Origin of the sequence: Nitrobacter vulgaris, from assembly GCF_031453995.1 — a bacterium.
Classification (GTDB): Bacteria; Pseudomonadota; Alphaproteobacteria; order Rhizobiales; family Xanthobacteraceae; genus Nitrobacter; species Nitrobacter vulgaris.
On sequence record NZ_JAVDPZ010000035.1, the window covers coordinates 1 to 21938 of the forward strand.

Annotated in this window: 19 protein-coding genes and 1 tRNA gene; 5 read left to right on the forward strand and 15 right to left on the reverse strand. The window is 56.1% G+C overall.

Annotated elements, in window-relative coordinates; translation table 11 throughout:
- Positions 1 to 416 precede the first annotated feature (416 nt).
- Positions 417 to 3212, forward strand: a complete 2796-nt coding sequence (locus tag GGQ85_RS16990) for an EAL domain-containing protein (RefSeq protein ID WP_309775525.1) — start codon at positions 417 to 419, stop codon at positions 3210 to 3212.
- A gap of 124 nt (positions 3213 to 3336) precedes the next feature.
- Here GGQ85_RS16990 and GGQ85_RS16995 read toward each other — a convergent pair whose 3' ends face one another.
- From GGQ85_RS16995 to murA, 4 genes are all read right to left on the reverse strand, one after another.
- Positions 3337 to 3807 (reverse strand): arsenate-mycothiol transferase ArsC, encoded by a 471-nt coding sequence (locus tag GGQ85_RS16995; protein ID WP_309775547.1) that lies wholly within the window; start codon positions 3805 to 3807, stop codon positions 3337 to 3339.
- A gap of 87 nt (positions 3808 to 3894) precedes the next feature.
- Positions 3895 to 4395: a UPF0262 family protein gene (locus GGQ85_RS17000; RefSeq protein ID WP_079445397.1), complete on the reverse strand. Its 501-nt coding sequence runs from the start codon at positions 4393 to 4395 to the stop codon at positions 3895 to 3897.
- Between the two features lie 72 nt (positions 4396 to 4467).
- Positions 4468 to 5757 carry a histidinol dehydrogenase gene (gene hisD, locus GGQ85_RS17005; RefSeq protein WP_309775526.1) on the reverse strand — a complete coding sequence of 430 codons (1290 nt, stop codon included), beginning with the start codon at positions 5755 to 5757 and terminating at the stop codon, positions 4468 to 4470.
- Between the two features lie 324 nt (positions 5758 to 6081).
- Entirely contained in the window at positions 6082 to 7374 is a 1293-nt protein-coding gene (murA, locus tag GGQ85_RS17010) for a UDP-N-acetylglucosamine 1-carboxyvinyltransferase (protein WP_309775527.1), read from the reverse strand.
- Positions 7375 to 8085: 711 nt separating this feature from the next.
- Here murA and GGQ85_RS17015 point away from each other — a divergent pair.
- Together GGQ85_RS17015 and GGQ85_RS17020 are read left to right on the forward strand one after the other, a co-directional pair.
- Positions 8086 to 8160, forward strand: a tRNA-Thr gene (locus GGQ85_RS17015).
- A 167-nt stretch (positions 8161 to 8327) separates the two neighbouring features.
- On the forward strand, positions 8328 to 10004 hold the full coding sequence (locus tag GGQ85_RS17020; RefSeq protein ID WP_309775528.1) for a tyrosine-type recombinase/integrase: 1677 nt from the start codon (positions 8328 to 8330) through the stop codon (positions 10002 to 10004).
- Between the two features lie 10 nt (positions 10005 to 10014).
- On the opposite strand, the gene GGQ85_RS17025 is transcribed toward GGQ85_RS17020, so the two are convergent.
- The 4 genes from GGQ85_RS17025 to GGQ85_RS21095 all read right to left on the reverse strand — a co-directional run bounded on the left by GGQ85_RS17025 (position 10015) and on the right by GGQ85_RS21095 (position 11978).
- On the reverse strand, positions 10015 to 10437 hold the full coding sequence (locus GGQ85_RS17025) for a hypothetical protein (protein WP_309775529.1): 423 nt from the start codon (positions 10435 to 10437) through the stop codon (positions 10015 to 10017).
- Between the two features lie 370 nt (positions 10438 to 10807).
- The gene (locus tag GGQ85_RS17030) at positions 10808 to 10984 is read right to left on the reverse strand and encodes a hypothetical protein (protein WP_309775530.1); all 177 of its coding nucleotides are present in this window, start codon (positions 10982 to 10984) and stop codon (positions 10808 to 10810) included.
- Between the two features lie 376 nt (positions 10985 to 11360).
- Entirely contained in the window at positions 11361 to 11603 is a 243-nt protein-coding gene (locus GGQ85_RS20940) for a Lar family restriction alleviation protein (protein ID WP_374708914.1), read from the reverse strand.
- Positions 11604 to 11870: 267 nt separating this feature from the next.
- Entirely contained in the window at positions 11871 to 11978 is a 108-nt protein-coding gene (locus GGQ85_RS21095; protein ID WP_445376082.1) for a DUF3072 domain-containing protein, read from the reverse strand.
- Positions 11979 to 12109: 131 nt separating this feature from the next.
- On the opposite strand from GGQ85_RS21095, the gene GGQ85_RS17035 reads away from it, so the two are divergent.
- On the forward strand, positions 12110 to 12349 hold the full coding sequence (locus GGQ85_RS17035) for a hypothetical protein (RefSeq protein WP_309775531.1): 240 nt from the start codon (positions 12110 to 12112) through the stop codon (positions 12347 to 12349).
- Positions 12350 to 12892: 543 nt separating this feature from the next.
- On the opposite strand, the gene GGQ85_RS17040 is transcribed toward GGQ85_RS17035, so the two are convergent.
- From GGQ85_RS17040 to GGQ85_RS17050, 4 genes are all read right to left on the reverse strand, one after another.
- Positions 12893 to 14041, reverse strand: coding sequence for a hypothetical protein (locus GGQ85_RS17040; RefSeq protein ID WP_309775532.1), 1149 nt, complete (start codon positions 14039 to 14041; stop codon positions 12893 to 12895).
- A 96-nt stretch (positions 14042 to 14137) separates the two neighbouring features.
- Positions 14138 to 14383: a ribbon-helix-helix domain-containing protein gene (locus GGQ85_RS20945; protein ID WP_374708915.1), complete on the reverse strand. Its 246-nt coding sequence runs from the start codon at positions 14381 to 14383 to the stop codon at positions 14138 to 14140.
- Positions 14384 to 14736: 353 nt separating this feature from the next.
- The gene (locus tag GGQ85_RS17045) at positions 14737 to 15084 is read right to left on the reverse strand and encodes a hypothetical protein (protein ID WP_309775533.1); all 348 of its coding nucleotides are present in this window, start codon (positions 15082 to 15084) and stop codon (positions 14737 to 14739) included.
- A 71-nt stretch (positions 15085 to 15155) separates the two neighbouring features.
- A complete protein-coding gene (locus GGQ85_RS17050; protein WP_309775534.1) occupies positions 15156 to 18323 on the reverse strand; it encodes a phage tail tape measure protein in 3168 nt (1055 codons plus the stop codon).
- 597 nt (positions 18324 to 18920) lie between these two features.
- Between GGQ85_RS17050 and GGQ85_RS17055 the strand changes: the two genes are divergently transcribed.
- Positions 18921 to 19472 (forward strand): recombinase family protein, encoded by a 552-nt coding sequence (locus tag GGQ85_RS17055; protein ID WP_309775535.1) that lies wholly within the window; start codon positions 18921 to 18923, stop codon positions 19470 to 19472.
- A 17-nt stretch (positions 19473 to 19489) separates the two neighbouring features.
- Here GGQ85_RS17055 and GGQ85_RS17060 read toward each other — a convergent pair whose 3' ends face one another.
- The 3 genes from GGQ85_RS17060 to GGQ85_RS17070 all read right to left on the reverse strand — a co-directional run bounded on the left by GGQ85_RS17060 (position 19490) and on the right by GGQ85_RS17070 (position 21937).
- A complete protein-coding gene (locus tag GGQ85_RS17060) occupies positions 19490 to 20599 on the reverse strand; it encodes an MBL fold metallo-hydrolase (protein ID WP_374708916.1) in 1110 nt (369 codons plus the stop codon).
- Positions 20600 to 20606: 7 nt separating this feature from the next.
- Complete coding sequence (locus GGQ85_RS17065; RefSeq protein ID WP_309775537.1) at positions 20607 to 20924, reverse strand: hypothetical protein; 318 nt, start codon at positions 20922 to 20924, stop codon at positions 20607 to 20609.
- A gap of 311 nt (positions 20925 to 21235) precedes the next feature.
- Positions 21236 to 21937: a hypothetical protein gene (locus GGQ85_RS17070; RefSeq protein WP_309775538.1), complete on the reverse strand. Its 702-nt coding sequence runs from the start codon at positions 21935 to 21937 to the stop codon at positions 21236 to 21238.
- Position 21938 lies beyond the last annotated feature (1 nt).

The window sequence follows — 21938 nt, forward strand, 5'->3', positions numbered from 1 at the left end:
TAACACTGCTAACAAAACATGCGTATCACTCCGTCTTAGAAGGATCGAAATCCATCTGAGCACATGCATTCCGTTGCTCCGTCAGACCTTCATGCGCGAACTGTAAATTAGAACGATTCGATGCACTAACTGGTTACCATAATCCAGAAGTACCTTTACTCAACACCGGCCGTAAAGATTATATCGCTATTCCGATGAGTGATGTCACCTTCGAATGCCCTTATCGCCAGGGCTATCCCTGAAAGTAGGGCTTATTCTTCGGTCGCTGACGGAAGTGGAGCCATCGTGTGGGTGCGAGTATGTCGTCAGGAGTCGGGGCAAATCGCGCGCTGTTCCACGCTGCTTACGAAAGCATACGCTCCTGCATACCGGCGGGTAACACAATCCGAACACAGATCCTGGTTTGCTATCTGTTAATGAGTGCCATCACGGCGGCTCTCGGATTCTACGCCATGCAAAGCATCAAGCACGCTGGCGGTCTTGTTGCCAAAACATTCGACGAATCTCTGATGTCGATCAACTACGCACGGGCAGCGGCCGCAGACTTCTCTAAAATGCGCGCAGTCGCCTCCCGGCGACTGGGGATTCTCGACCTTCAGGCGCGCACCGAGCTTGATAAAAAAATTACCAGGCTTGAAAGTACCTTTTACGACGATCTGAATATCGCCGCCGAACGGTCTCAGTCCCCCGGCGCGACTGATGCGGTCACAAAGGTACGCAAAGCCGTCAGTGAATGGGCCACGCTGTATAGCAACGGCGGCAAAGTACCTGATGTGAATAACCGCGCCATCTATGTCGACCGCCTGGATGGCTACGCGAAGACCGTTGACCAGCAGATTGATCTTTTGATCAACCACACTGCTGGCGACGGCTTTTTGTTCCGCCAACGAGCTCTGTCCGCGATTGATCGTGACTTGCATTTCAATCTCGGCGCTATCGCCATCGCGCTTCTTCTCTCCGGATTCGTCACTTGGCTGTTAAGCCGCCGTATTATTGGGCAGGTTGCTGTTGCCTCCAAAGCCGCACGAAGCATCGCGGCGGGCGAGCTCGATGTTAACATCCCCAGGGGAGGAGCCGACGAACTCGGTACGTTAATCGCCGCGATGAGCGTGATGCGAAATAATATTAAAGATATGGTTGGGCGTGAAATCGCTCAGCGGAGGTCCGCACAAGCGCGTTTGACCGATGCGCTTGAAAATTCCCGCGAAGGCGTCGTTCTTCTTCATCCTGACGGAAAGATCGCGCTGGCCAACTCCCGCTCAAGCGAATTTCTTGCCAGTGCACCGGAGCTTCTCCGGTTCGACTCGCTAGACACATTCAAGATTGCGTTTCCCTCAACTGGCCCGGCGCTCCTCGCGAACGACGACCCCACAGGCGAAGCGTGTTTACCGGACGGTCGGTGGCTGCGCGTCAGCCGTAGCAAGACCCAGGAAGGCGGCGAGATCGTAGTTTTCAGCGACATCACAGCCTTAAAGAGGCAGGAAGAGCAACTCTACGAGACCAACCGAAGACTCGATGCCGCTCTCGACAACATGTCGCAGGGTTTGTGTCTGTATGACAACGATGGTTGCCTGCAAGTCGTCAACCGTCGTTTCTGCGAGATTTTCCGCATTCCTTCCGGCCATGTCCGCGCTGGCATGCAGTTCGAATCTGTTCTGAAGCTGAGCATCATGGCAGGAAATCACGCGGGTCAGACCCTCGATGAACTCGTGGAGTCGTCCATATCGCGCTCGGAGATCGGAAGCTATTTTCAGAGTTTAAGCGATGGTCGCATTATTCGTATCGACCGCCGTTCGACCTCCGATGGCGGATGGCTGGAAACTTGCGAAGACGTCACCGAGCAGCAGCGGGCGGAGACTCAGATCGCTTTTATGGCCCGTCACGATGCCCTCACCCACCTCCCGAATCGTCTGCTGCTGGCGGAGCGGATCGAACAAGCTATTGCCCAAGCCGGACGCGGAGCTGGATTCAGCGTTCTATGTTTGGACCTCGACAACTTCAAACAGGTCAACGACACACTCGGACATCCGATCGGCGACGAGCTGCTTTGTGCAGTCGCCGACAGGCTCCTCGCCTGTGTCCGGGAGATCGATACCGTCGCTCGTTTGGGCGGCGATGAGTTTGCCATCATCCAAGCAGGCACGCGAGACTCTAACGATGTGGAGCGACTTGCACGACGTATCGTTGAATGCATCGGACAGTCTTATGAATTCAACGGACAACGGATTGTCATCGGCTGTAGTATCGGTATCTCGCTGGCTCCTCACGATGGCTCGAATGGCGAAAAGCTCCTGAAGAATGCAGACTTGGCGTTGTATCGTGCCAAAGCTGAAGGTAGCGGCGTCTGGCGGTTCTTTGAAACTGAGATGGACGAAAGTCTACAGAAACGCCGCGCTCTCGAACTCGATCTTCGGGACGCGATGACGAATGGCCAGTTTGAGTTGGTCTATCAGCCAATCTACAATCTCAAACTTGAAAAGATTTGCCGGTTCGAAGCTCTGCTGCGGTGGCGTCACCCGCAGCTCGGCCTCGTGTCTCCCGAAAAGTTCATCCCTGTGGCCGAGGAGATTGGTCTCATTATTCGGCTCGGCGAATGGGTGATTGATCAGGCTTGCCAACAAGCTGCATCCTGGCCAGACGACATCAAGGTCTCAGTGAATGTCTCTTCCGTACAATTCCGTAGCCCGCGCCTCGTCGAGGCTTTCTCATCGGCGCTGATGCACTCGCGGCTACCAGCCGGACGCCTGGAGATCGAGATCACCGAGTCGGTGCTTCTTACGAATAGCACGGAAACCATGGCGACCCTGCACAAGCTCCGGTCGCTTGGCTTACGGATCGCAATTGACGATTTCGGGACGGGATATTCTTCTTTGAGCTACCTGCAGAGTTTTCCCTTCGATAAGCTCAAGATTGATCAATCGTTCGTCCATGACTTGACCTCGACGGAAGGGTCGAAGCTGATCGTTCGCGCTATCGTGAGCCTTGGAAAAAGCCTCGGCATGCAAATCACTGCCGAAGGCGTGGAGAACATCGCCCAGTTTGATCAGGCCGCCGCTGAAGGCTGCGATGAAGTGCAAGGCTTTTTTCTCAGCAAACCGGTATCGGCACCCCAAGTCTCGTCCGTGATTCGCAAATTTGAGAGGCGGCGTGGTACTTCGCGTTCATCGCGGAAGCTCGGCAAGCTCACGACTGCAAGTGGCTTTTCACGCTGATCGCGCAGCTTGCAACGAAACGATGCTCCCGAAGATATGGGGCCGATGGGCCGTCTAGTATCTACCGGACGTCAAGCTGACGAACCGCGGTGGTCTCTCGCTCAACCGGTTCCGTTCTCGCAAATCATGCCTTGAGTCCTGCGCCCCCCCGAGCAAAGCGCTTGCGGATACGTGACAGCAATCCGTCGCAGACGTCGCGATAGGCCTGCATACGCTGCTCGCGGCTGCCCTCGACATTGGTGGGATCCGGCGTCGGCCAGTATTCGACATCGGCTGCAATCGTCCGCGTCAATTCCAGCGCCTTGTGATGGGCTTCCGGTGACAGCGTGATGATGAGATCGAAGTTGAGACCTTCCCAGTCCTCGACTTCTTCGAACGTCATCGGCCGGTGCTTCGCGATATCCTGGCCCAGTTCGGCCATCACGGCGACGGCGAACGGATCGAGTTCACCGGTCCGGACACCGGCGGATCGTACATAGAGCGTTCGCGGAAACATGTGCTGCAACAGGCTCGCCGCCATCGGCGAGCGCACGCTGTTATGCGCGCAGGCGAACAGCACCGACTGGGGATTGTCCACGCGCGCCGGCGCGGCCATGCGCTCAGGCCACTTTCGTTTCGCGCGCGCCCTCCGCGCAACCATCACGCAGGTATCGCGACAGCGACAGATGTTCCGCCATTCGGATCATGCGCCACCCTTCCAATGCAAGACGGAGATCAGCGTGAACAGCCGCCGCGCGGTCTCGAAATCGACGCGGACCTTGCCGCTCAGTCGCTCCTGAAGCGTGCGTGAACCTTCGTCGTGAACACCGCGTCGGCCCATGTCGATGGCTTCGATCTTGTCCGACGTCGCGGTACGGATCGCCTGATAATAGCTGTCGCAGATCATAAAGTAGTCTTTCACGATCCGACGAAATGGGGTCAGGGACAACAGGTGCGTCACCACCGGCGCGCCGTCTTCGCGCCTGATATCGAACATCAGGCGGTTGCCGGTGATCGCGATGTGCAGCGTGAACGGGCCACCTTCCGCGCCTTCCGGCGCGAACAGATTCTTCTCGACGAGATCGTAGATCGCGATCGCCCGCTCGTGTTCGATATCCGGCCCGGAACGCCCGATCGAATCCTCATCGAGCGTGACCGCCACGATACAATTGCGAGAATCATCCTGGGGTGAGTCCTGGCTCATCGCCTGCTGGTCCAATTCCAACATTCGCATCCCGTTTCGGCGCGATGAGAGGCGGATGTCAAATTCGCTCCACTAGTTGAGACGCACTCCGACCGAGCGGGCGTGGGCGTCAAGGCCCTCGGCCTTGCCCAGGGTCATCGCCGCCGGCCCCAGCGCCTTCAACTGGTCCGGTCCGCATTTCAGGATTGATGTTCGCTTCATGAAATCAAGCACGCCAAGGCCCGATGAGAACCGCGCCGAGCGTGCCGTCGGCAGCACATGGTTGGAGCCGCCGACATAATCGCCAATCGCCTCCGGCGTGTGGGGGCCGAGAAAGATCGCGCCAGCATTTCGGATTCGCGTGGCGAGGCTTTCGGGGTCGGCTGTCATGATCTCCAGATGCTCCGCGGCAATGGCATCCGCCAGCGTCACCGCTTCATCGAGGCTCTTTACCAGAATGATGGCGCCGTAATTGGTCCATGAGGCGCGCGCGATGTCCGCCCTCGGCAGTGTTGCAAGTTGCGCCTCCACGGCACGCTCGACGTCGGCGGCAAGCGTCTCGCTGTCGGTGATCAGGATCGACTGCGCGTTGGCATCGTGTTCCGCCTGCGCCAGCAAGTCAGCAGCGATCCAGTTTGCATTACCGGTGTCGTCGGCGATGACAAGAACTTCCGAGGGACCAGCGATCATGTCGATGCCGACCCTGCCGAATACCTGGCGCTTCGCGGCGGCGACATAGGCGTTGCCCGGTCCCACGATTTTGGCTACCGGCGCGATGGTCGCGGTGCCGTAGGCGAGAGCAGCGACCGCCTGCGCGCCGCCGACGCGGTAGATTTCGGAGACACCGCCAAGCCGCGCCGCCGCCAGCACCAGTGGATTGATCTTGCCCTCTGGCGAGGGCACGACCATGACAACGCGGGCGACACCGGCGACCCTGGCCGGCACCGCGTTCATCAGCACCGACGACGGATACGCCGCGGAGCCGCCCGGGACGTAAAGTCCGACCGCCTCGATCGCAGTCCAGCGCGAGCCGAGCTCGACGCCGAGCGCGTCGGTGAAATGGTCGTCCTTCGGCAGTTGGCGGCGATGAAAAATCTCGATCCGATCGCGCGCCAGTTTCAGCGCGTCCAGCGTCGCCGTGTCGCAAGCCTCCGCGGCGGCGTCGATCTCGGCGGCCGTGAAGCGGAGTCCTGCGGCATCAATGGAAAGCCGGTCGAACCTGCGGGTCGCCTCGATCAGCGCCGCATCGCCGCGTGCCGCCACGTCATCGACGATCGCACGGGTGGCCGCCTCGATATCGGCCGAGACCTCGCGCTTGGTCGCGAGAAACGCCCGGAAGCGCGAGGCAAAATCGGCGCTGCGGCTATCGATACGGATCGGCATGGGAATGTTTCCGGCAAGACCTATAGCGTTTTCAAGCGAAGTGGGCACCGGCTCGCATGAAGAAAACGCGTCGAATCAAAATCATAGAGCCCCGCTTCCGAGTCCATCAGAAGCGGAAAGGCTCTCATGGAGCGAACCCGCTCTCGGGTACAGCGCTCAATGGCGCGGCCTCAAATCGCCGTCAACCCTTCGAGACACCTGACGCCTGATTCAACGTTAAAAACTGACTTGTCTTCATCCTTGATCGAGGATGATCGTGCCCGAAACCGGTTGGCACGAGCCCGCTCCGGCGGCGCGAAGCTGGCGGGAACGGTAAAAATCGGATCACCGTTCGCTGATCCGCTCGATCGAAGCCCCGCACGCCGACAGTTTTTTCTCAAGCTGCTCGAAACCGCGGTCGAGGTGGTAGACGCGGTTGACCACGGTCTCCCCTTCGGCGGCAAGTCCCGCAATCACCAGCGACACCGAGGCTCGCAAATCCGTCGCCATGACCGGCGCCCCGCGCAGCGTCCCGATGCCATCGATGGTGGCGGTTTCGCCGTCCAGATGAATGCGTGAGCCGAACCGCGCCAGCTCCTGCACGTGCATGAAGCGGTTTTCGAAAATTGTCTCGGTGATATGGGACGTTCCCTTGGCGCGCGTCATCAATGCCATGAGTTGTGCCTGAAGGTCGGTCGGAAATCCCGGAAACGGCGCGGTGGAGACCGTGACCGGATTGATGCCGACGCCGTTGCGTGCGACCCGAATACCCTCATTGTTCGGCGTGATGACAACGCCCGCATCGGTCAGCACATCGAGCGCCGACTGCAACAGCTCCGGCCGCGCGCCGCGCAGCAGCACCTCGCCGCCGGTCATCGCCACCGCCATCGCATAAGTGCCGGTCTCGATCCGGTCGGGCAGCACGGTGTGCCGTGCGCCAGCCAGCCTGCCGACGCCCTCGATGACGATCCGCGGCGTGCCCGCCCCGGAAATGCGCGCGCCCATTTTATTGAGACAATCCGCGACGTCGGCGATTTCCGGCTCGCAGGCCGCGTTGGTGATGATGGTGGTGCCGTTCGCCAGCGTTGCCGCCATCAACGCAACATGGGTACCGCTTACGGTCACCTTGGGAAATTCCACTTCGGCGCCCGTCAGGCCGCCGGGCGCGCTGGCGATCACATAGCCGCCGTCGATCGCAATCCTGGCGCCCAGTTTTTCCAGCGCCATGATCAGGAGATCGACCGGACGGGTGCCGATGGCGCAACCGCCGGGCAATGACACCCGGGCCTCATGCATCCGTGCTAGGAGCGGCGCAATCACCCAGAAGCTGGCCCGCATCCTCGAGACCAGTTCGTACGGCGCGGTGGTGTCGATGACGTTCGCGGCCGAAATGTGCAGGGTCTGTCCCTGATATTCGTGATCGCCCGAGCGCTTGCCCGCCGACATGATGTCGACGCCGTGGTTTCCGAGGATACGCTGCAACTGCGCAACGTCCGCAAGCCGCGGCACGTTGTCGAGGATCAGCGTCTCCTCGGTCAGCAGCGCGGCGATCATCAAAGGCAGCGCCGCGTTCTTTGCGCCAGAAATCGGAATGGTGCCGTTGAGCTTGTTGCCACCGACGATGCGAATGCGATCCATACCCATTTCCGTTTCTATGGATGAAGTAGAAGAGAAATCGCCCCGCGCTCGAAAGCTTCGCAAATCAGGGCGTTGAGAGGAGCTTACAACCTGTCGGCCGGATGATTTCCTGATGATTTATAGCGTTTTCGAGCAAAGTAGATACCGGTTCGCGTGAAGAAAACGCGTCAAAACAACAAATCTAGAGCTTCGTTTCTGATTCAGTCAGAAGCAAAAAATAGACTAGCTAGAACATCGCGCGGCAAGCGCCATCTCTTCGCGCCTGTCGCGCACCGAAGAGAGCGAGTGGCTTCGGCATCATTCGTCCCGACACTCCGGTTCAGGATCTTCCGCGGAAGCGGCTTGATCGGCTCGTCCGCGGGATTGCGATTTGCGCCGTTTGAGGTTTTCGCGCAGCGCCGCCCTCAGCCGCATCCGACGTTTTCCATTCTCCGCGTCGCGGTCGGTGTCGCGGTTGTCGATCATGGTGTTCCGCTCGGGAGTCCGGATGCGCCCGATCCTCGATCTGGAAGGAGCAGGCGAATTCAACATACATGCCGGCGCGGCTGCCGCAACCAAGCCTTCCACAGGCGCGGTTCGTCCGCCTCGATAGCGATCGCCCTGGCCCGCCCGATTCGCAGCAACGCAGCCGCCTCGGCTTGCGCGCCCTACAGCCTTGTGGCAAGGATCGGCCCGCCTTGTCGGCCATAGGCTGATTCCGCGTTGGGGCTTGCTGCCGTAGCTCAGTGGTAGAGCACTCCATTGGTAATGGAGAGGTCGACAGTTCAATCCTGTCTGGCAGCACCACCCATCCACTTGAATACATTGATTTTGTTGAGAAACCAGCCCTAACTGTATCACGGGACTGTATCACAGCAAGGTCTATGAAGCGCCGAAGAATGCACCTCTATAAGCGGCCAAACTCGAACAACTGGTGGTTCAAAATCAGGGTTTTCCCGAAGACTCGGGAGGCCATGAGCGGAAAACCGGTCCTGATTTTTTCCCAGCATGGCGACGGGTACGCTGACCACCTCACGGCAACACCCTGTGTTGGCGAATTCCTTAATTTCAGTCTTCAAACGTCTGACGATGGCATAGCCGGTCGACGTGGCCGGGACGCTGAAGAACATATCGAGCGGCTGTTCCGGCTCTACGAAGCGGACCCAGTGACGGCAAACAAGCATGACCGGACAGGACTCGCGGGCGTTGCTTATCGGATGATCGTTGAAATGAATTTCCGTGATCCTGGAACGACGGAGCACGTTGCCCGGTTCAAGGCGTTCAATCGTGCCGCCGCTGAAGCCCGACTCGGCCTTGATCATATTCCGCCATTGATCCCGACAAACATTCACGGCGACCGCGCGGTCATTCGCGATCTATTTCCGGGCGATAATCTCACGGATGCCGTCAACGCCTTAGAGGTTGGAAAGCATGATGGACCAATCGAGGCCCGGTATGGCCTCCTAGCAGATTGGGTATTGTTCTCTTACGAACTCCGGCTGACCCCCGACAGCAGGCGCGACTTTCTGAGGGACGTAGGAAAAGCGGTTATTTACGCCGGATGGCAATTGAAACGAAATTCAGAGGGCGACTTCCGGGACGATCCGCAAGCCGATCGATTTCCGTCCCTCGATAAGGTTGAGATAATCCGGCCTCGCATGACTTTCGCCGATCTCGTGTCCGGATGGGCAAAGGAAGCTAAGGCTAGAGGCCTTTCTGATCGAACCATCAACGAGCTTTATCCGCAGGCCATCGAACGCTTTAAGGTTTATCTCAAGCACGACAATCCGGCCAAAGTTACTGAGGACGATATCGTCGCCTATAAAGCTGAACGACAAGACAGGGTGACAGCAAAAACGTGGAAGGATGCCGATCTACCCCCGATCAAGGCCATTTTCGGATGGGCTGTGAAAAACCGGAAGCTCCCGTTCAATCCCGCCGCCGGGGTCAAAGGCGAGCGCGTGAAGCGCAAACGATCACGCCCCCCGTGGTTTAGCGACGATGAAGCTAGATTGATCTTCACGGCCGCACTGGCCTATCAGGGGGGTGAGAAGGAAAGCCCCAAGACAGCCGCTGCGAAGCGATGGGTGCCGATCTTATTAGCCTACAGCGGTGCCCGGCTGGGAGAAATAGCCCAGCTACGAAAGAAGGACGTTACCGAGGAGGCCGGGTACCGCGTCATCAAAATCCTGCCTGAAGCCGGAACGGTCAAAGGGGGTAAGTTTCGGGTCGTCCCCCTTCACGCTCACATCATAGAACTTGGCTTCCTCGAATTTGTCGAGGCATCAGCCGATGGCGCATTGTTCGTTACGTCAGACGATAGCGGCAAAGCGACCGGTATCAAGGGCGTCAACAAGAGGGTCACGACCTTTATTCGGGGCATCATCAAAGAGCCTGTTCAACCGAGTCATGGCTGGCGGCACCGGTTCAAGGCCGTCGCCCGCAACTTAGGCCTTGACCAGCGGGTGGTTGAAGCCATCCAAGGCCACGCTGCGCGAACAGCTGCTGACGACTACGGTGGCGACGTGTCAGTACTCGCAATGACTCACGTCATTAAAGCCATGCCGAAGATTCTAACTGATCCTCAGCCCGGTCCCTCAAAAAACTCCGGGACCACGGGCGCAGCCCCGGCAGTTTGCGAGCGAGATTGAGCTCCGGTTTCTACCGATATTCGATTGTTTCCTCGCGCTGGCGCTTACGAGCCGCAAATTGGGCTTTCCTGGCGGCCTCAGCGTTGGTCGCCGCCTCGCGCCGTGCGATCGCTGAAGCAGCTTCCTCAGCCTCCCTTGCCACCCTAGCGGCCTCTTCTGCGGCGGCAATCTTAGTATCATACTCAAGAAGCTGATCGGGGTTGATCTCTCTGCACCAAGCCTCAGCCTCGGCAAGACTCGATTCAAGGTCCGCGATATGGGTGCGGATTCGGTCGCGGTTGTCGGTGGGTTGTCGTGGCCGTGCGGCTAGATCGGCTTCAATCGATGCGAGACGCTTACGGGCATCCGATATGGCGTCGCGTAGGTTTATCACTTCAGAAAAGGCCCGATTGCGCTCTATGGCTTCGGACCGGACTTGATTGATCGTTTTCATTACCGCGCTGTCCCTTTGCGAGCGGCTGCGATTTCATCCATCATCTGGGCAGTTTTGCCGGTCATGCGTTCGCGGACGGCAGACCAATCCGAGGGAAGCGACCGGCTGCGGGTTTCGGCAATTTCTTGCTTCATCTCGGCTGTCAAATTCCGGCTCGGTTTACGATGATCGTTCTTGGAGGCTGTCTCCGGCTCTGAAACGAAGGAACGGACGAAATCCGGCAAGCTGATCGATCCTTGCGGCAAGGAGATCATGCGGTGGGAGTCTAGGCGACCGATTGCCTCGGTGAGCATCTTCCGGAATGCCTCAGGCGTCGGCCTGAGACCCTTCCGATCGCATTCGTCGGCCAATACATCTTCAAGGGCCTGCATCACGCGGCCTCGCGGCGCAAACCACCGATCAGGTATCGCCGGATTACGCTGGAACGGTTGGGTGCGCTGGCGTCATCCTTTGTTGCTTGGGCGTCGAGTGCTTTGAGGAGTTTCTGCGGCAAGGCGAGAGAGACCCTGACCATGGGGGAGTAGGTTAAATCAGTGAGATCAGACATGTAGTTTTTCCTTCAAACACGAAAAAACCCGCCGCCTTGAAAGGCGCGGGCTGGGGTAGAAATGAAAAAGACCGCCTTAAGGCGGTTCGGTTCAGATTGTGTATGGTACAGTGGCGATATTACCTACTTAATACCACGCATATGATGATTCCGTCAATAAACTTATAGTTGTAAATATCACCACATAATAATAAAATGCTCTTTATACGGGAAGCAAGGGGCGAGGCGGCAAACGATAGTTTGGAATATTGCATTTCTACTTCTGTATTCTTTTCGAGCGCTGGCATGGTGGCAACCAATAGTATGGTCCTGCCCCTGAGATCAATCTAGAATCGCCTCAGCGGACTGCTCTGTGTTGTCGCGTCTGATGTAGTTTTCAGCGCGTGATCCAGCCGACTTCCTCCGCCTCATGACGAGTATTCCAAAATTCGCTTGCACGCTCTTTTGCCTCATCCGAAATCGTAGCGACGGCAGCCGTGGAAGGCTGGGATTTACAGAGCGGGTTTACGCACTCGATGTGAGCCCTGTCCCTAATCCTATCCAGCTCCGGGTTGCGGTCGCGCTCCGACCAAAGATTCGGTTGCTCACCGCAAAACGGACAGGGGAGTAGTTTGCTCATTTCAACCTCGACGGGTGCCTCGTAGTTAGTATCGCGAAGGTCTCCGAGGTTTCAAAAAAAGAAACCCGCCACGGGGGAATGGCGGGCTCTTTTCCGGGGGTGGAAGCTGGGGGGACTTCCACAAGGTTTAATCTTCTCACCTCCTTGTCGTTCCTATTGGGCCGCTGGGCCACGGCCTTGTGAACAAAGCCCCCTGGCGCCAGTGTCTTTCCACGAGGCCTAAACGCACCCCGCCAAACGGTGGTCCGGGCTTGTCGCGACGGGCGGCTAGAAGGAATCGGCGAGGGCGATTTCCCTTTTCAACTCATCAATTCGGCGCTGCGCCTCCTGATGGGTAAGGCGGAAATCGAACATCCGCTCCTGGTAGGCTTCCAAGGCTAACATCCTGAGGGTCACGGCTTGGTCGGGGCTCATGGTCATGTGTTCTGGGAGACGGGACATTTTCTGAGGCTCGGCTTCATTTTGCGCTTGAAGTGTGTTCCCTATTTGTTCTTTATAGATCGGCCATGGACATCAATCAAGCCCGACTGAAACAGAACATCGCCCGCATTCGCCGAGACATCAGGAAAACTTCCCGCGAGATGCAGGCGCTGTTGGATGCCGAGCTCGACTGCACGGGTGCGGCGCGGGTCCTGGTGCACCTCCAGAACGATCTGAGACTTTACCTGGAGAAACTGGAATGTGGGATTCAGAGGGGGGAAGGCTCGCACCCAGCGCCAACGTCGCGGCCAGGAGAGGCGTCGTAATCGGGGGGCCGCTCAGTTACCTGCATCTACACCCGGCAATCTGCTTCCTACGGCGGAAATGGCTGACAGTTCAGCACGACTAGCGCGCCGTTCGGCCTCCTAAGGGCGCGGAAGCACGGGGTAAAAAGCGGACGCTCCGGTTCGGGGGTGGTTTGATGCTGTCTGAAATCCCGTGGTATGCGGCTTTCCACCCGGCCATCCAACCGTCCATCCACCCGGCTTTGATCTTGAGCAAATGAGCATGTCGGCAATGCCACGATCGCGAAAGCGAAGATCATCTTGCATAAGGCGCTCATGATCTAAGAATACCGACCCGGGGCATGTGTTCCAGCGATGACCCCTCTGCGGCCCCTAAGATCCTCGCTGGTGCGTTTTTAGGTCTGGCTGCTTTGATGGCCCTATACCCGTATACGGTATCGCATCGGTGGACAACGTCGCGGCAAAGAAAGGCGTTGGAAAGGGCCGGCTAGCTGTAGATGTCCCGGCAGTCTTAGTTCCTGCCGGGTCATTGTTTCGCCAGACCGCTAACTTTAGGACCGAGTCCTAAAACCGTGGATCTTCGTGGTAGTGATACCACTCTTCTCCCACCGCTCGCTTTTGCTGGGATCGTTGATTGTCATTGTTCGCCACTTCCGGAAGCACAGGCTCGTCACTGTCACCTTCCTCCGGAGCTACATAGTAGTAGGAATCCGGCGACACGATATCCTCGTCCATATCTCTGAGGAACGAACACAACGATCTCGCGTATAGTTCTTGCCTGGCTTGTAGTCTGATGTGACGGTCATAGGCGATCTCTATTCGACGCCAATGAACACCGTCCTTCACCAAATTCCAGAATCGAACTGATGCACCTCTATCGACGCCACGACCCCTAGGATGCTCTTCATCACCGGTTTCTTTAGGTTGCGCGGCCAGCATTCTTTCTAACGACTGGTAAGCTCCGTGTTTCGACACCGGCTTGCTAGAGTTCTCCGGCTGAGCTTTTTCATCTATGCCGGAAGACGCCGAAGGCGCGTCACTCTCAGCATTATGCGCGCTGCCCCGACGACAGTTCGGGGATTCTTTTATATTTGGACAATCATATTGGGCGTTACATTGGGCGTTAGGTTGGACATTAGGCTTCTTCCTGAGCAGTTCGCTTACTGCTTCCTGAGAAGTACCTACTTCTTCCTGAGCAGCACCTACTTCTTCCTGAGAAGTACCCTTGTCGTCCTCCGCGACACCCCCTTGTCGGTTAGAACCACATTCCGTGTCGCTTTCACGGACACGCCGTTGCGCTCTGTTCGAACGGGCAGCCCGTCGTGGCGCGCTCTCTGACACGGTGGAATCATCACCCACTTCGTCCTTGTCTCGCGACTTCCATTCCTCACGAGCCTTCTTAAGTTCTTTCAAAACCGATTCGGCTTTCAACATATTTAGGCGGTAAGAATTATTCCGTTTTGAGCCATCCACAGTCATCCAATCGCGTTTGATCTTATCGATCGTTTTGGCGACCATGGAAGAGCTAAAGCCGTAGACATGTTCAAGATATTTGTATGTTGGGAATGAGTACCCTTCTTCTTTGTTGAAGTGATCGGCAATCACCCCTGCTATTGCCCGTTCTCCGGAAGTGAATTCATCAGTGAAATCGATGGCGCGGCGAAAGCGACTCACGTTTACTTCAATCTTGCTTTTCTCAGTATTTTCGTGCATTCTTCAATCTCAGTTTTGGTTGTCGAATAGTCTCACCTAGGCCGCTTTCCAGAGCGGCCTTTGGTGTGTCTGGGGTGGTGTTAGGTGCGACGTTGCTTACGCCGATTCTGCGATCTGCATTTTGTCCAGCATGTCGTTGATCGCCCGGCGAACTAGGTCGGACCGCGATATTTTCAGCCGGAGTCGGGCCTCATCGATCCGACCCATCAAGTGACTGTTTAAGCGGACCGAAAGAAACGGCTTCGCAGCGTCCGCATCGTAGAAGAAGCGCGACAAGTTATTTTCTCCTCGTAGTGTGTTTCGGTGTGAAGTGTGACGGTTGATGATGGTGCGGGCTTGCACCTAATGAGTCCATTCGAAACCCCGCACCCGCACGACCGTTCTCACTTTCCCCAGTCCGCCGCTTTCCGCTCCGGAGAACACCCCCGAAAAACAGAGGGTAAGTGCCCGGTAGCAGAACCGATTATCCGAAAACAATTGTAATTATTACAGTAACTTAAGTAGCGGTTTACGGCCTTTTTTTGGGAGTCGGGTGGGTCCTTCCTGGCAGAGTTGTTGGATCGACCGTGGCCTACCCAAGAGCGGATTTTTTCGGTCTCATGAGGCATCGGCCAGCGACGAAAGTAGAACATACCATGGCCAGTGTTCGCCATACGCTCTCCAACAGAGCGCTCTGACGTGACGATGTGATGGGCTTAGAGATGACCGGTGGCAAATGCTCGATCGATATCGACCCGGCTAGAACCTGATCGAAGCCATTGCCGAATCCATCCTGGGATGGCCATCGATTCAATATCGAGCAACCTCATCGGATCAGTATCAAGGCACCGAAGTGCCTCCCATAACTGGTCGATAGCTTTCCGTAAACGTGACTGGCTGACCGAAACAAGACAAAGATCACCGTCGCACGATCTAGCAATGTGTTGACCGGTTTTCACGTCATACTCGCCTTCGTAACCTCGATACTCGAATTTCATTTCGTTAATTCCATAGTTGCGACTGGCCTCATCAAACAAACCCTGCGTCGGTGTGTCCATGAGCATTTGTTAGCTTTCATGCAAAAGGGGTCGCCAGCCCTGAGAAAAACTGACGACCCCATCCACACCACCACCGCTTAAGTGTATTCGCTCTCGCTTTCGTGGGTGCGCCAGTTCATCGACTCGTCGATGCGACGCTGCACCAGAAGGGCCAGTGCTTCCGGATCATGTGATCCACCATTAATGTGAATCGCGACGTTTCCATTGCGACCACCGCCTCCGAGACTCGCATCGCCATTCGGGATAACACCCGGAACATTCTTGACGGCCTCAGCTGGCGGGACGTTTTGAATCGATGGGCGGCGGATCATGAGTCGATTAGCGTTGCGCCAACTAGTCTTGACGCTATCGCCATCGTTGCCGCTCAACATTTCGAGTTGCAATTGCCCATTGACCATTCGGGTCCTGCCTGTCGCAAGGCCAACATGGCCACCGGGTTGGTCAGGACCACGGCCATTCGGCTGTAACGCAACATCGCCACGACTGACGTTAGCGGGATTGATGCCAGTCCCCCAACGTTGGAATGAATTAGCAACAGCGCTTCCGCTGCCAATAATTCCGGCTTCCCGTAAAGAGGCATTTACGAAACGGCTGCACCATGCGTTAGCAGAACCGATCACGTCATGTTTCACGAAGTTTGTAAGGTCAGCGCGGTCCCGATATTCGTTTTTGCCAATGAATTGGCTTGCTACGGCAACCGGGTCCTTACCCATGATACCGGACGATGATAGCTGACGCTGATAACCGGCAACGGCAGTTGGCCAGTTTTTGTTCAGGCCGCTCGGATCATTAGCTGCCCCTATCGGTGCATACCGGTCTCCCATTTTTTCAAGGTCACCACCGGCAGCCCGATAGCTTTTCGCAACCGTGCGGGCAGCTGCGTTAATCCCATCATCAAGGCTCGCAAAGCCTTGTTTGGTCCGGAAGCCTGTCTCCGGATTCAACAATCCAGCGACGTTATTGAAGCGGACATTTCGACCACGGCCCGTTTCGTGCGCAATTACGGCTCCTAGCAATTCGGGTGGAATACCGTTCGACTTTGCCGCTGCTGCGATCTGAGCGGACTTGCCTGCCAATACGGTACCGGCAAACATTTTGCCGTAGGCGTCACTGTTTAACCCGCTACCAGCGTAGCTCGCAGGCGTTGCGCCGGGGCTATTGAAGGACTGAGCGGCTTTCTGTGAGGTTGGACTCCATCCTCCGGAAGCACCACCGGTCGAGCCTTCGGTCCATGAGCCGGAAGCGCCATGGCTGCCACCTAGAGTGGCAAGGCCGATCCAGCCCCGCACCGTGTTGATGATCGATAAGGCTACATTCTTGATCGAATCCACGATGCTCACGAACACCGCAAATAGCTTGTCCGCAACGAAGTCCAGAACTCGTTTGATACCGAAAGCGAGCGCTGTAAGCCCAAGCGCAAGCCGCGCGAATGGATTCAGACTGGCCAGCGTGAACATGAGGCCGCTGAAGATAGACAACGCGGACAAGAGCGGCGACAAGAGCGCCAAGGTAACCACAAGGCCCGTCAGCTTCGCAGTGAGGCGGCCAAGTCCTTCGGGATCGTTCGAGCTACCCGCTATGATCCGGATCGCCTTGAACGCGGTTGCCAAACTCTCCCCGAACTCTCGCATACCACCGGCGAAACCTTTGCCGAACGACCGCCATTTTGCGATCGTTCCCGCGTCAAATTCGCTAGTGAGCGCTTTGACGGCATGCCCCCAGGACTTGAGGCCAAACCCTTCGCGGAGTCCGTCTACAAAAGCGCCGAAATGATCTTTGACGGAGTCGAAGTTGAATCGATCGGCAAGATCAAGGATAGCATCGCTGATCTGATCGAACGCGGTTTCCATTCCCCCGCCGATCTTCTCCCAAACAAGTCCGAAGGCGGCTGCGATTGAAGCCCATCTTCCCTGCATCGAGCCGATTTTCTGAAGTGCTACTTTATCGAGAAATCCCGAATTCTTACTAATATCCTTCAGGACTTCGCGTAGCTTGTCGCGGCCTAGAACCGCCGTCAGCAATTCGTCCATCCATTCACGACCGCCAAGCTGCTTTGCAACTTTCGTTCGCAGCACTTCCGGCATCTGCGCCAGCTGATCTAGGATTTTTAGGTAAGTTTCGACCGGATTGTCTCGCATGGCCTGCGCTATACCGTCGCGACCACCAAAACCGAGCGCCATACTGGCCGACCTGAGGTCTTTTGCCTGTTGCGTATTCCAGCGGGCGGAGTTGGCTCCGGCGACCTGAGAAGTTAGGAACGATAAGAATGTGCCTGCCTTGAACGGCTGGACACCTAGTGAAATATTCGTGCCATTGATGGCCGCAAGTTGCTCCGGCGACATCCTCGTGGATACGAGTGCCGAGAGCGAACGTCGTGTAGCTTCCACTATTTCGGAACCAGAGGAGGCGGTGTCGCGGTTTGCAATAGCCACCGCGTTCAGGACTTTGCTGAAACGGTCCTTTGACCATGGCATCTGAGTCGCGAGGCGACCTAGGAGCTTCGCAACATCTTCCGATGGGACGTCCAATCCAGCTTGAGCCTTCAAAGCCAGATCGCCAAATTCTCCAGCGAATTGCTTTGCGATACCGGCTTTCAAACCTTCGGTAGCAGCGTCAAGCGCTTTCGAGGTGCCGATGCCGTAACGAATGCCAGCCTTATCAGCGAAACTTTTGCGAAGCGCTTCCGTTTCGGTTTCGGATAGGTCTCCGAACATCTGTGACCGGACCTCAGCCGCTTGAACCTCTATTCTCTTTTTAAGAGCGCTTGCAATGCCAGCGCCACCGATGACACCACCGATAGCGAGCGAGCGAAGGCCGGGAACGGGCAAGCGACCGCTGCCAATGCCACCGCGACCGATACCGCCACCGCGCACCGCACGACGTTCCGCCGCTGCAGTCCTTTCAATCTGCTGCCGGTATGTTGCCTCCATCCGATCGAGCTGAGCGTAAAGCCGACGATTTTCATTCAATCGATGTTCGGTCGCGCGGGTCCATGATTCGGAGTAGGACCGGCTTGCGGACCTTGCCGTGTTGGCAATGCCATGCATCTCCGCCGCTGCACTTTTCGCAGCACGGGAGAAACCATCTAGGGACGTAATCCCTCCACGGCCTAGGTTAGCAAACGCCGCGTTGAAGCTTTTACCGACACGTTCGAGTTTTTTAAGGTCCGCGATGACATTGCGGATCACTGGCGAGGCTTCGTTGACGGCGGTTAGAGTAGATCGGATATTTAGGTTTTCACTCATTGTTCTCTCAGTAAGTCGTCTTTTAAGGAGCGCGCCGCAAAAGCGGTTTGCCGATGTGGTGGGTACTTAAGTTTTCGGGGGTTGCCTCTCGTGCGGAGGGGCATGGGTTTTACGCGATATGACATCGCGTGGGATGCTCGAAAGCATGAGTGTCCCTCCCCATGCGGGGGGCGGTGACAATAAAAAAATCGCCAGCCGTCATTTTCACCGCTGGAAACGGAGACGATGCTTCGCGTGGCGCGGGGCTACTGGTCCAGGGACGACAGCAACACGAGGCCCCACGATCCTGAGCCTCTGGAAATCGATCGGAGGCCGGGTGGCCGGTGCGAATGTTCGGATACGCTGCGGGGATCATCTTGCGGCTACCCGAAGCTGGCGGAGGGAACCGTTCGGGTGGTGCGATTGGTGTTCCTGATTGATCGGTGCCAAGCCCATCTTGATTTCTGGCTCAACTCTCAATCGGTCTCATGTCCCAATAGGGTAAACCCTCGTGGGACAACGCCATGAGACAAAATTAATGTCTCAATAGAGTTGACTCTGGTATTTTGAGACATTAGTAATCTAACGTCTAGAGTCAAATGAGACAGAGGCAATCGAATGACCACAATTGGCTATGCGCGGGTTAGCACCACCGACCAGGACCTGAGCATTCAGATCGCCGCGCTCAGGGCTGCGGGCTGTGACGTGATCCGTTCCGAGAAGGTTTCGGGCACTAGCACCACGGGGCGAGTTGAGCTGCAGACGATCCTAGACTTCCTGCGGGCCGGTGACGTGCTGACCGTCACTCGGATTGACCGGTTAGCCCGCTCCATTGGTGACCTTCAGGATATCGTCCGGGCCGTGCGGGCGAAGGGCGCAAGCCTCAAAGCCACCGAACAACCGATCGATACCGGCACGGCAGCGGGGAAGGCATTCCTCGATATGCTGGGCGTATTCGCGGAGTTTGAAACCAATCTGCGGAAGGAGCGCCAGCTTGAAGGTATCGCCAAGGCTAAGGCCAACGGCGTCTATAAAGGCCGGAAGCCGTCGATCGATGTTGATAAGGTCAGGGCGCTCAAGGCGCAAGGTATAGGGCCGGTGGCTATTGCCAAAACACTCAAGATCGGGCGCGCTTCTGTTTACCGGGCGCTTGAAGGCGGCGGCACATAGGTAATCTTTGGTTTTTGTCACACCGTCCAGTCCGTTAGATGACAAGCCTCCGGACTCATTTCAACGCTCCAACTTGTCGGATTTTCAGACCCGTCATTTCGAATGCGGACCCAGCCGGTTTTTTCCTGCAAAGGTCGCAAGCGGTCAACGGTCTCCCGAATTTGCTTTAGGACTGCCGGTGAACGGTCGCGCCTAACTTGAAATCTCTTGCGGCTCGTACAATAGGCATCTGTTGTTTGACTCAATATGCGAGCGATGTCTCTGTCAGAAGGTAGCTTACGGCCTCTATTGTAAGGAGTGAGTACCGCGATAGGATCATGCGAAAGCATCTTAAACCAAACTGGCTCGCAGTGACCGTTCCTGGAGCCATGGTGCGGAATTTTAAAAACGCGAGCGATAACTTGAGGTCGCTCTTGCGAATTCACAATTGCAGACCAACCGAGTTCGGGATCCCCGTTTTCTTCTAAATCGGCACCCAAGAGAATTGCCTGATCGCCTACTTCTATATGAAGTGCGATTGATATGTGATTAGGGTCATCGTCCGGTATGCGTGTCCTTGTTTTGAGCGCCGTAGGAAAGAGCTTAGTCATCTGCGTTAAAAACAAATCGAATTGTTTATCTGAGGGCGACAGAGAACGAACGGTGACCGGGAGACCATGCGCTGTGTCGCAAGCGTTCAACACGAGTATCGGTCTATTCGGTGAAGCTCGCATGGGCGTGCTAAATCCAGCTCGCTCTTTCAAAATGTTAAGCACCTTCGTAATTTCACTGGCGCCGGAACCGACACTGATATTATGCCGTTCCTCATATGCGATGACCGTCGCATGAAATTCCTTCGCTGTTAGCGCGGAGGAAGCGCAAAATTTTGCAGACGAAAAAACTTCAAGCTGCTTTGCCATTCCACGAACGTGATCGTCATGCCAATGCGTGGCTACGACCATTCGCACCCTTGAAGGATGAACTTTAATCGATGCAAGGTAATCTACGGCAACGGGAGTCTTAGTCTCGCTATCGAGACAAGAGTCCACGACTATCCAGTTGTCGTTTCCTAGATGGATGACGGAGCATTCACCGAAGCCAGGACCGAATGTACAAATTTCAATTTGATCAGGCTTTGGCCCGTCCATTTTGTACTTAGTCCCATTGAATCGTGCTCGCCATTTCCTCCGCGCGCGATCTCGCGTGCTGCAATTCTCTTCTGGTCCACGCTGGCAGACGCCGGAAGGTAATCTGGGATACGCGCCGCTTAGTACCGCTCATCGTGCGTTGATAGCCAATTACCCAGCGAAACACAGCTCCTGGTACCAGCAGCTGCCGGTCTTCGTCCGTCAAATCATCAATTGGAAAATCAGCCTCTTCGTCCTCAACTGAGTTTCCTTTAGTTTTATCGACTAGTCTGGCGGTAAACGATCCCTCAGCAATCGTGCTGACGTAGCCTTCCCATTCTTGCAAGGGCTCCAAAGAAATTGATAGCGGGGCTGGCGGCTTCCGTAATGCAGAAACTATTGCGGTGGAGATTCTATCGTCCAACGGTGGACGGACCACTCGTCCCTCAGTAACGACACTCTGGACAGTCAAATTGTCTCTCGTTTGATGCTCGTCAAACCCTGGTGACCTCAACGTCCAACGATTTGCTTCCACCGCCCGGCTAACGAGCCTCGAAAGGTCGTCAGCGACAACCTTCAGATCTTGCTTTGCAGAAACAGGTCGATCGATTATTTCGAACTCGGTTCGAGTGTCATCTATTTTTTGCGCAGCTAAACTCATACCTTGTCTTTCATTCTCATAACGAGTTCTATCTTGCTTTCGCTATTTCTGATCGAATTCTCGAATTCACTGGTCAGGCACGAGATTGCGCTTTCGCATCCCACGGTATTTTCGAGTGATCCGAACTCAAAGTGGTCGTTGACCAAAACAAAAATCCCACCCTTCCCGCGAATGCGAGCTGAAGGCTGGACCTGAACTTGAATATGTCCTGCGGACTGTCCGGCCTGAATTTTAGGTTGAGACATCGTGAGATTGGTGCACCCCGCCCGTGCATCGGATGGCGAGTTCGCTAACTCCTGACCCCATTCCCCCCAAGGTTCTATTGGAGCCAACAATCTACCAATTGCGTTGCGTACGGCTTCACTTCCAACGTTGAAATGCACCGATCGGTTTATTCCCATTTGATTTATCGGAGTATGGGATAGGAGATCTCCAAAAACGAGACCAACAAAATCACATACATCGATCCAGGGAGCTTCTATCGAGTCTACGCTAAAACGGTGCGTTTCGACCTGAATGCGAAGTTTACCGACCTTAAAAGCCGCGATTTCGGGGTGAATTACGCTAATCTCAGCAGCTTCCGCTTCCTGCTCAGAAACGGCAGTATTTTTGGCCAGCCACAGTGGGGTCAGGATCAGCGGATTGAAATGCCCAACTAGGACAATTCCACATCCTCCAATTTCAGGCTCGATATACATT

What these genes read in the sequence shown, in the direction of transcription:
- GGQ85_RS16990 (WP_309775525.1), top strand. Translation starts at nt 417, where the DNA reads ATGAGTGCCATCACGGCGGCTCTCGGATTCTACGCCATGCAAAGCATC.
- GGQ85_RS16995 (WP_309775547.1), bottom strand. Translation starts at nt 3,807, where the DNA reads ATGGCCGCGCCGGCGCGCGTGGACAATCCCCAGTCGGTGCTGTTCGCC.
- GGQ85_RS17000 (WP_079445397.1), bottom strand. Translation starts at nt 4,395, where the DNA reads ATGAGCCAGGACTCACCCCAGGATGATTCTCGCAATTGTATCGTGGCG.
- hisD (WP_309775526.1), bottom strand. Translation starts at nt 5,757, where the DNA reads ATGCCGATCCGTATCGATAGCCGCAGCGCCGATTTTGCCTCGCGCTTC.
- murA (WP_309775527.1), bottom strand. Translation starts at nt 7,374, where the DNA reads ATGGATCGCATTCGCATCGTCGGTGGCAACAAGCTCAACGGCACCATT.
- GGQ85_RS17020 (WP_309775528.1), top strand. Translation starts at nt 8,328, where the DNA reads ATGAGCGGAAAACCGGTCCTGATTTTTTCCCAGCATGGCGACGGGTAC.
- GGQ85_RS17025 (WP_309775529.1), bottom strand. Translation starts at nt 10,437, where the DNA reads ATGAAAACGATCAATCAAGTCCGGTCCGAAGCCATAGAGCGCAATCGG.
- GGQ85_RS17030 (WP_309775530.1), bottom strand. Translation starts at nt 10,984, where the DNA reads ATGTCTGATCTCACTGATTTAACCTACTCCCCCATGGTCAGGGTCTCT.
- GGQ85_RS20940 (WP_374708914.1), bottom strand. Translation starts at nt 11,603, where the DNA reads ATGAGCAAACTACTCCCCTGTCCGTTTTGCGGTGAGCAACCGAATCTT.
- GGQ85_RS17035 (WP_309775531.1), top strand. Translation starts at nt 12,110, where the DNA reads ATGGACATCAATCAAGCCCGACTGAAACAGAACATCGCCCGCATTCGC.
- GGQ85_RS17040 (WP_309775532.1), bottom strand. Translation starts at nt 14,041, where the DNA reads ATGCACGAAAATACTGAGAAAAGCAAGATTGAAGTAAACGTGAGTCGC.
- GGQ85_RS17045 (WP_309775533.1), bottom strand. Translation starts at nt 15,084, where the DNA reads ATGCTCATGGACACACCGACGCAGGGTTTGTTTGATGAGGCCAGTCGC.
- GGQ85_RS17050 (WP_309775534.1), bottom strand. Translation starts at nt 18,323, where the DNA reads ATGAGTGAAAACCTAAATATCCGATCTACTCTAACCGCCGTCAACGAA.
- GGQ85_RS17055 (WP_309775535.1), top strand. Translation starts at nt 18,921, where the DNA reads ATGACCACAATTGGCTATGCGCGGGTTAGCACCACCGACCAGGACCTG.
- GGQ85_RS17060 (WP_374708916.1), bottom strand. Translation starts at nt 20,599, where the DNA reads ATGGACGGGCCAAAGCCTGATCAAATTGAAATTTGTACATTCGGTCCT.
- GGQ85_RS17070 (WP_309775538.1), bottom strand. Translation starts at nt 21,937, where the DNA reads ATGTATATCGAGCCTGAAATTGGAGGATGTGGAATTGTCCTAGTTGGG.